Genomic DNA, 8,564 nt, shown 5'->3' on the forward strand with positions numbered 1-8,564 from the left:
CAGGTATGACCGGGAACGCCCGTGACGACGGCGTGGAGGCCCTGGACGCGGACGTCCTCGGCGTCTACGCCCGTGCCCTGCACCAGGGCCATGTACCCGCCCCCGCGGCCGCCGGGGCCCCGCACCTGCTCCGCCTCGGCCTGCTGCATCCCGCGTTCGACGACCCCGACCGGCTGGAGCCCGTCACCCCGCAGATCGCCCTGCACCGGCTGCTGCGCGCCTCGGCGGACCGCGTCGCCGAGGAACGGCGGCGCGAGGAACGGCTGGTCGAGGCCCTGGAGCCGCTGCTGCGGGCCGGCGCGCCCGAGGCGCCGACGGCGCCTCTCATCACGCCGCACAGCGGCAAGGAACGCATCGGACGGATCATCGACGAGGCGATGACCGGGGCCACCGAACTCCTCACCGTCCAGCCGCACGACAGCTACACCAACTACGACCCGGCCCTCCACGAGCCCGCGATCCTCCGTGACCAGGCCCTGCTCGACCGAGGTGGCCGGATTCGCGCCCTCTACCAGCACACCCTGCGCCACGCGCCCCCGCTCGCCGCCCGCTACGAACGGCTCACGGGCGATGTCGAGGCCCGGACGCTGGACGAGATCACCGAACGACTCGTCGTCGTCGACCGCGAGGTGGCGTTCGTACCCGCCACCGCGGACCGCAGTTCGGCCCTGGAGGTCCGCCATCCGGCGCTCGTGGGCTTCCTGGCGACCATCTTCGACCGCCTGTGGCGCCTCGCCACCCCGATGTACCCCCAGGCGGTCCGGCAGCGCACCCTCAACGGCGTCACCCCCCGCCAGCGGGCCATCGCCGCGCTGCTCGTCGAAGGCCACACCGACGCCGTCGTGGCCGAACGCCTCGGCATGAACGTCCGCACCGCCCGCGAGCACATCGCCAAACTCGCCGCGACCCTGGGCAGCGGCAGCCGCGCTCAGCTCGGGTTCCTCATCGCACGCTCGGGGATCCTCGACCGGACGGAGTGACCGCCCGCGCCCGGGACCCGTCCAGGCCCGCCTGGGCGATCCGCACCCCCAGCTGCGTACGGCTCGCCGCACCCAGCGTCTCCGACAGGCGGGCGATGTGCGCCCGGCAGGTACGGACGCTGATGCCCAGCCGTTCCGCGATCACCGCGTCCTGGTGGCCCTCCGCCAGCAGCGCGGCGATGGACTGCTCGCGGTGCGAGATGCCCTCGATGCCGGTGTCGGGCAGCGGGGCGGTCAGCGGGATGGCGAGCCGCCACAGCCGCTCGAAGACCGTGCCCAGGTACTCCACCAGTGCGGGGTGGCGCAGCTCCAGCGCCATGGTGCGCTCGGAGTTGGCGGGGATGAAGGCGACCGTGCGGTCGAACAGGATCAGCCGCTCGATCACCTCGTCCAGCGTGCGCGCCTGCACCGCGTCGCCCATCAGCTCCAGGTAGGACAGCAGCCCGTGCCCGTGCCGGGCGACATGCGTGTACAGGTCCCGCATACGGACGCCCCGGCCGCGCAGCGCCGTCGCCCGGTGCAGGCCCTCCGACAGCTCCGCCTCGCGCCGGATGCCGCCCGGCTGGACGGTGAGCACCTCGGTGGTGCAGGCCTGGGTCGCCTCGTCCATCGCGGCCTGGATGCGCCCCAGTCCGTCCAGCACCCGGATCGCCGGGCCCTCCGCCGCGGACCGGGACACGGACGGCCGGCGGCCCAGACCGGCGTACCACTCGAAGGCCGAGACGGCCGTACCGACCCGGCGCTGGCTCTCGCTCACCTCGTCGTACATCCCGCGCAGCAGCCGCGTCATGACCTCCTGCGGGGAGGTCGGCACCAGCCAGTCCATGTCGTCGGGGTCCGGGTGCAGCAGGGCCAGTTCCAGCAGACAGGGCACCGGTTCCGCGTCGCGGCGCGGCAGCCGTCCGCGCCGTACGGCCCGGGAATACACGCGATCCCCGGCCTCGCACAGTCGGTCAGCACCGTGTGGATGCCCGTCCGTCCCGTGCCCGGCCATCGCCCATACCACCCCCGGTTCAGCCACTTTCCGCAGCGCAACTATGCGCGGCCGGGTCCGGCTGTGCAACACGTCCGGGGACCGGCGCCGGCCGGGAGGGCGCCGGCCGGGAGGGCGCCGGGTGGCCGAATACCGGTGGGTGGTCGTCCGGGCCCGGCGCAGCGGGCTACTTCAGCTTGATCGCCGCGCAGGCCGTCTTGAACTCCGCCGTGCAGATGTCGGACACCTGGAAGAACTCGTCGGCGATGACGGTGTCCTCGATGTTGTCCTTCGTCAGGGCGACCACGGGCACCAGCTGCGCCGGGATGTCCTGCTGGGTGGGGCTGTCCACCCGGTCGCGGGTCAGCGCGTCGAACTGGATGTCCCGGCCCTGGACCCGGGCCACCGCCATCTCCGCGGCGTTCTGGGCCTCCTCCGGGTAGGACTTGTACACGCTCATGTACTGCTCGCCGGCGACGATCCGCTGCACGGCCGCGAGTTCGGCGTCCTGGCCGGTGATCGGGGGCAGGTCGGTCACGCCGGCCGCCCGCAGCGCCTTGACGATGCCGCCCGCCATGCCGTCGTTGGCGGAGTAGACCGCGGCGATGTTGTCCGCGCCGATCGCGTTGATCGCCTCGGTCATGTTGACCTCGGCGTTCTCCGGCTTCCAGTCCTTGGTGTCGAAGGACTTGGCGATCGTCACCTTGCCCTTGAGCTCGGAGAGCGCGGCCGCCTTGAACTGCTTGGCGTTGGGGTCGGTCGACGAGCCGTTCATCATCACGATCTTGTCGGTGATGCTGACGTCCCCGCCGAACGACTCCAGCAGGGAGCGGCCCTGCACCTCGCCGACCAGCCCGTTGTCGAAGGAGATGTACGCGTCGATCGGGCCCTCGGCCAGCCGGTCGTAGGCGATGACCGGGATGCCCGCGTCCTTGGCCTTCTGCACACTGTCCGCGATGGCCTTCGAGTCGACCGCGTCCAGCACGATCACGTCGACCTCGTCGTCGACCATCCGCTGCATCTGGCTGGCCTGCTTGTCGGCGTCCGCCTCGGCGTTGGCGTAGTCGACCTTGCCCTTCTCGTTGGTGAGGGACTCCACCTTGTCCTTGAAGAAGGGGTAGTCGAACTGCTCGTACCGCGTGTTCGCCTTCTCCGGCAGGAGCAGGCCGACGGTGATGTCGTCCCCCTTGGCGGGACTGGCCTCGTCGCTGGTGTCGGTCGCGCCCAGCACCCCGCAGCCGGCGAGCATGACGGACATCGAGGTGGCGGCCACGGATATGGCGATACGACGCATGCGAGGGCTCACTTCAGGTGCGTTTCGGACGTGGGCACTGCTGTGCGGCCCATGTGACTGAAAAGCCAACGCTTCAGCCCCCATCCGAGTCAAGCGCAGCCCCTTAACGAGATGGACACAGCACGGTGCGCCGAACTCGTGGAAGACCTGCGAACACACGGCGAGGACCGTCTGGACACGCAGCCATACCATCATCACAGATGTGTTCGAGTATAAGAGAAGGGGCCCGGGGGCTGTACGAACCCCCGGGCCCCTCACCCCGCTTGCCCTGCGTTTCAGTCCGGCTGCTGCCGCTTCGGCCGCCACACCACCAGCGCGCTGGTCTGCTGCACCTCCTGGTACGGCACCAGATCGCGGCGGTACGAGGCATGCACCGCGGCCTCGCGCTGACGCATCGCCGTCGCCGCTCCGTCGAGCGCGTCCTCGAGCTCGACCACCCGGGCCTGGAGGGCCGCGACCTGGTTCTCCAGCTCGATGATGCGCTTGATTCCGGCCAGATTGATGCCCTCGGTCTGTGACAGCTGCTGCACCTGACGGAGCAGCTCGATGTCACGGGCCGAGTAGCGCCGGCCCCGGCCTGCCGTGCGGTCCGGCGACACGAGTCCCAGCCGGTCGTACTGACGCAGTGTCTGCGGGTGCAGGCCGGAGAGCTGGGCCGCCACCGAAATGACATAGACCGGAGTGTCCTGGGTCAGTTCGTACGGATTGCGTCGACGGCCGTCCATCTGCAATCAAGCTCCCTTCGCGGCCTGGAACAGCTCCGCCCGCGGATCCTCGTCCGCGGTCGCCTCGCGATACGCCTCCAGCGCGTCACGAGCCTTCCCCGACAGGTCCCCGGGAACACTCACCTCGACGGTGACGAGCAGATCCCCGCGGGTGCCGTCCTTGCGGACCGCGCCCTTGCCCCGCGCCCGCATGGTGCGCCCGTTGGGCGTGCCCGGCGGGAGTTTCAGCGTGACCGGCGGACCGCCGAGCGTAGGGACCCGCACCTCGCCGCCGAGGGCCGCCTCGGGATAGGTCACCGGGACGGTGACGGTGAGGTTGTCGTCCTTGCGGCCGAACACCGGGTGGGCGCCGACGTGCACGACGACGTACAGATCGCCGGCCGGTCCGCCGCGCTCGCCCGGAGCGCCCTTGCCGCGCAGCCGGATCCGCTGCCCGTCACTGACGCCCGCGGGGATGCGCACCTGCATCGTCCGCGAGGACTTGGCACGGCCGCTGCCCTTGCAGATCTCGCAGGGCTCCTCCGCGATCAGACCGCGGCCCCTGCAGTCGGGGCACGGGTCGGTGAGCGAGAAGCCGCCGCCGGAACCCCGCGCGACCTGACCGGTACCGACGCAGGTCGGGCACACGCGCGGCGTGCCGTTCTTGTCGCCGGTGCCCGAACAGGCCTTGCAGGCCGCCTGCGACGACATCCGCAGCGGGACCGTCGCCCCCTCGATCGCCTCGGTGAAGCTGAGCGTCACCTCGGACTCGATGTCCTGGCCGCGCCGCGGCTGGGTCCGCGTGGTCCCCGTGCCGCCGCCACGGTTGAACAGGCCCCCGAAGACGTCACCCAGGCCGCCGCCGAAGCCGCCGCCCGCCTGGCCGGCGCCGGGCTGCTGTCCCCCGAAGAGGTCACCCAGGTCGAAGTTGAAGGAACCGCCGCCGCCCGCGCCCGGCCCCGGCCGGAAGCCTCCGTTGCCGAAGAGCGCGCGCGCCTCGTCGTACTCCTTGCGCTTCTTGGGGTCGCCGAGGACGTCGTGCGCCTCGGAGATCTCCTTGAACCGCTCCTCCGCCTTGGTGTTGCCCTTGTTGGCGTCCGGGTGGAACTCGCGGGCGAGCTTCCGGTACGCCTTCTTGATCTCGGCCTCGGTGGCGTCCTTGGGGACGCCGAGGACCTTGTAGAAGTCCTTCTCGATGAAGTCCTTGGTGCTCATCCCCGACGTCCCTCCTTCCCTGCGTCAGCTACCGCGTCAGCCCTCGTCCGGGCCACCGCTCTCCTTGTTCTCCGAGTCGTCCTGCGCCTCGGTGCTCTCCTCGGCCGGCTTGGCCGCCTGCGCGCCGGGCTGCGGTTCGGCGACGGCCACCCGCGCGGGGCGGATGGTGCGCTCGCCGATGCGGTACCCCGGCTGCAGAACCGCCACGCACGTCGTCTCGGTGACATCCGGCGCGTAGCTGTGCATCAGCGCCTCGTGGATCGTCGGGTCGAAGGGCTCGCCCTCCTTGCCGAACTGCTGGAGGCCCAGCTTGGCCACCGTGGTCTCCAGCGACTCAGCGACGGACTTGAAACCGCCGACCAGCTCGCCGTGCTCGCGGGCGCGGCCGACATCGTCGAGTACGGGCAGCAGCTCGGTCAGGAGGTTCGCCACGGCGACCTCCTTGACCGCGACGCGGTCCCGCTCGACCCGGCGGCGGTAGTTCTGGAACTCGGCCTGGAGGCGCTGGAGGTCCGCCGTGCGCTCACCGAGCGCCGTGCGTGCCTGGTCCAGCTGTGCCACCAGGGCGGCGCTCTGGCCCGTGTCGTCCCCGGCCGGGGCCGCCGCCTCCTCCGAGGAGGGGGTGGCGGCCTTCGGCTCGGCTTCGTCGGAGGGGACGTCGGGCTGCTGCGACTGCTCGTCGAAGCCCGGGGTCTCCTCGGTCACGCCGCACCGTCCTTGCGGTCCTCGTCGACGATCTCCGCATCGACGACGTCGTCGTCCGCCCTGGCCTCACCGGCGCCCGCGCCGGCTCCGGCGGAGGCACCGCCGGCGGCCTGGGCACCCTGGGCGTCGGCGTACATCGCCTGGCCCAGCTTCTGGGAGACGGCGGCGACCTTCTCCGTGGCGGTGCGGATCTCGGCGCTGTCGTCGCCCTTGAGCTTCTCCTTCAGCTCGGCGACGGCACCCTCGACCTCGGTCTTGACCTCGCCGGGAACCTTGTCCGCGTTGTCGCTGAGGAACTTCTCCGTCTGGTAGACGAGCTGCTCGCCCTGGTTGCGGGACTCGGCGGCCTCGCGGCGGGCGTGGTCCTCCTCCGCGTACTTCTCGGCCTCCTGGCGCATCCGGTCGACCTCGTCCTTCGGCAGCGAGGAGCCGCCGGTGACGGTCATCTTCTGCTCCTTGCCGGTGCCGAGGTCCTTCGCCGTGACGTGCATGATGCCGTTGGCGTCGATGTCGAAGGAGACCTCGATCTGCGGGACGCCGCGCGGCGCCGGGGGCAGACCGGTCAGCTCGAACATACCGAGCTTCTTGTTGTACGCGGCGATCTCGCGCTCGCCCTGGTAGACCTGGATCTGCACCGACGGCTGGTTGTCCTCGGCCGTGGTGAAGATCTCGGAGCGCTTCGTCGGGATCGTGGTGTTGCGCTCGATCAGCTTGGTCATGATGCCGCCCTTGGTCTCGATACCGAGGGACAGCGGGGTGACGTCGAGCAGCAGGACGTCCTTGACCTCGCCCTTGAGCACACCGGCCTGGAGCGCGGCGCCGATCGAGACGACCTCGTCCGGGTTCACACCCTTGTTGGCCTCCTTGCCGCCGGTCAGCTCCTTGACGAGCTCGGCGACGGCGGGCATACGGGTGGAACCGCCGACGAGGACGACGTGGTCGATCTCGGACAGCGCGATACCGGCGTCCTTGACGACGTTGTGGAACGGCGTCTTGCAGCGCTCGAGCAGGTCCGCGGTCAGCTGCTGGAACTGGGCGCGGGTCAGCTTCTCGTCGAGGTGCAGGGGACCCTCGGCGGAGGCGGTGATGTAGGGGAGGTTGATCGTGGTCTCGGTGGACGAGGACAGCTCGATCTTCGCCTTCTCGGCGGCCTCGCGCAGGCGCTGGAGCGCCATCTTGTCCTTGCCCAGGTCCACGCCGTGCCCGGACTGGAACTGCTTGACCAGGTAGTCGACGACGCGCTGGTCCCAGTCGTCGCCACCGAGGCTGTTGTCACCGTTGGTGGCCTTCACCTCGACGACGCCGTCGCCGATCTCCAGCAGCGACACGTCGAACGTACCGCCACCGAGGTCGAAGACCAGGATGACCTGCTCGTCCTTGTCCAGGCCGTACGCCAGGGCGGCGGCCGTGGGCTCGTTGACGATGCGCAGCACGTTCAGACCGGCGATCTCGCCGGCCTCCTTGGTCGCCTGGCGCTCGGCGTCGTTGAAGTACGCCGGGACGGTGATGACCGCGTCCGTGACCTTCTCGCCCAGGTAGGCCTCCGCGTCGCGCTTCAGCTTCTGCAGCACGAAGGCGCTCATCTGCTGCGGGTTGAAGGTCTTCCCGTCGAGCTCGATCTTCCAGTCCGTGCCCATGTGACGCTTGACCGACCGGATGGTCCTGTCGACGTTGGTCACCGCCTGGCGCTTGGCCACCTCGCCGACCAGCACCTCGCCGTTCTTGGCGAAGGCGACGACGGACGGCGTGGTCCTGGCGCCCTCGGCGTTGGTGATGACGGTGGGCTCGCCGCCCTCCAGAACGCTGACGACGGAGTTAGTCGTGCCCAGGTCGATGCCGACCGCACGTGCCATTTCGATTCCTCCAACTGACTTGAGTGGAACAGACTCAAGCATGCATGACGTTCGCCGCCGGGTCAACAGAGCTGAGTCGGGCGGACTCAACTCTTATCCGTTCCTTACACGCAACTGCTCTGTGACCTGCGGCGACACACTGGAAGATCGCTGACGGGCCCGGAACACAGGGGTGACGGGAAGGCGTACGAGCGCCAGGACGAGCACGGCGGCGGCCGCGGCCACCCACCACACGGCACCCCCGGACATCCGCCCGGTGTGCACGGCCACCCCCACCAGTACCCCGCCGAGCGCGGCCACACCGGGCAGCACGGCCACCGCGCGGGGAGCGAGGCCCAGCCGGCGCAGCCGGTGCCCGAGATGGTCCGGCCGCCCGCGCGTCAGGGGCCACCGGGCCAGCCGCCGCGCGAGCACCACCAGCACGGCGTCCGCGCACACCACGGCCGTGAGCGCGAACAGCACTCCGGCACCGGCGCCGGTCCCCTGCCCGGCCCGCACGAACACCGCCGCCGAGGCGATCACGAACCCCGTGAACAGCGAGCCGCCCGCCCCGAGCGCCGCCCGCGCGGGATGCCAGTTGTGCAGCAGGAACCCGGCGAGCGCGGCGGCCAGCACGCTCAGCGGCACCGCGATCCCGTCCATCAGCTCGGCCGCCGCACAGGCCGCCACCCCGAACGCGGTCACCGTCCCCACCGCGCCGGCCAGCCCGTCGGCGTGGTCCATTCCCCGGAACGCGGCGGTGACGGCCACGATCCAGCCCGCGGCGAGCACCCCGGCCACCGCCCCGGTCTCCCCGTACGGCACGACGAGCGCCGCCGCCACCGCCGTACCGGCGAGCGG

8 protein-coding genes are annotated in these 8,564 nt (G+C 70.9%); 1 reads left to right on the plus strand and 7 read right to left on the minus strand.

All coding sequences use genetic code 11. From position 1 onward, the window contains the following. Positions 1-5 precede the first annotated feature (5 nt). The gene (locus B9S61_RS27640; protein ID WP_103544671.1) at positions 6-980 is read left to right on the plus strand and encodes a helix-turn-helix transcriptional regulator; all 975 of its coding nucleotides are present in this window, start codon (positions 6-8) and stop codon (positions 978-980) included. Here the strand turns inward: B9S61_RS27640 and B9S61_RS27645 are convergent. The 7 genes from B9S61_RS27645 to B9S61_RS27675 form a co-directional block, all read right to left on the minus strand. Further along, a complete protein-coding gene (locus tag B9S61_RS27645) occupies positions 943-1,974 on the minus strand; it encodes a helix-turn-helix transcriptional regulator (RefSeq protein WP_103544672.1) in 1,032 nt (343 codons plus the stop codon). The two genes, B9S61_RS27640 and B9S61_RS27645, sit on opposite strands and share 38 nt — an antisense overlap. Positions 1,975-2,140: 166 nt before the next feature. Beyond that, positions 2,141-3,247 (minus strand): sugar ABC transporter substrate-binding protein, encoded by a 1,107-nt coding sequence (locus B9S61_RS27650; RefSeq protein ID WP_181007564.1) that lies wholly within the window; start codon positions 3,245-3,247, stop codon positions 2,141-2,143. A gap of 275 nt (positions 3,248-3,522) precedes the next feature. Next, positions 3,523-3,972 carry a heat shock protein transcriptional repressor HspR gene (locus tag B9S61_RS27655; protein WP_103544680.1) on the minus strand — a complete coding sequence of 150 codons (450 nt, stop codon included), beginning with the start codon at positions 3,970-3,972 and terminating at the stop codon, positions 3,523-3,525. A 6-nt stretch (positions 3,973-3,978) separates the two neighbouring features. Further along, positions 3,979-5,166: a molecular chaperone DnaJ gene (gene dnaJ / locus B9S61_RS27660; protein ID WP_103544674.1), complete on the minus strand. Its 1,188-nt coding sequence runs from the start codon at positions 5,164-5,166 to the stop codon at positions 3,979-3,981. A gap of 36 nt (positions 5,167-5,202) precedes the next feature. Continuing rightward, positions 5,203-5,871: a nucleotide exchange factor GrpE gene (gene grpE, locus B9S61_RS27665; RefSeq protein WP_103544675.1), complete on the minus strand. Its 669-nt coding sequence runs from the start codon at positions 5,869-5,871 to the stop codon at positions 5,203-5,205. Continuing rightward, positions 5,868-7,724, minus strand: a complete 1,857-nt coding sequence (gene dnaK, locus B9S61_RS27670) for a molecular chaperone DnaK (RefSeq protein ID WP_103544676.1) — start codon at positions 7,722-7,724, stop codon at positions 5,868-5,870. The genes grpE and dnaK overlap by 4 nt, the downstream gene beginning before the upstream one ends. Before the next feature lie 93 nt (positions 7,725-7,817). After that, a partial coding sequence (locus tag B9S61_RS27675) for an MraY family glycosyltransferase (protein WP_103544681.1) occupies positions 7,818-8,564 on the minus strand: 747 nt, incomplete at its 5' end.

Origin of the sequence: Streptomyces sp. SM1, assembly GCF_002910825.1 — a bacterium.
GTDB lineage: Bacteria > Actinomycetota > Actinomycetes > Streptomycetales > Streptomycetaceae > Streptomyces > Streptomyces okerensis.

Bases quoted from the DNA above. Each gene is read 5' to 3' on its own strand.
- B9S61_RS27640 (WP_103544671.1), top strand. From the start codon at position 6: ATGACCGGGAACGCCCGTGACGACGGCGTGGAGGCCCTGGACGCGGAC.
- B9S61_RS27645 (WP_103544672.1), bottom strand. From the start codon at position 1,974: ATGGCCGGGCACGGGACGGACGGGCATCCACACGGTGCTGACCGACTG.
- B9S61_RS27650 (WP_181007564.1), bottom strand. From the start codon at position 3,247: ATGCGTCGTATCGCCATATCCGTGGCCGCCACCTCGATGTCCGTCATG.
- B9S61_RS27655 (WP_103544680.1), bottom strand. From the start codon at position 3,972: ATGGACGGCCGTCGACGCAATCCGTACGAACTGACCCAGGACACTCCG.
- dnaJ (WP_103544674.1), bottom strand. From the start codon at position 5,166: ATGAGCACCAAGGACTTCATCGAGAAGGACTTCTACAAGGTCCTCGGC.
- dnaK (WP_103544676.1), bottom strand. From the start codon at position 7,724: ATGGCACGTGCGGTCGGCATCGACCTGGGCACGACTAACTCCGTCGTC.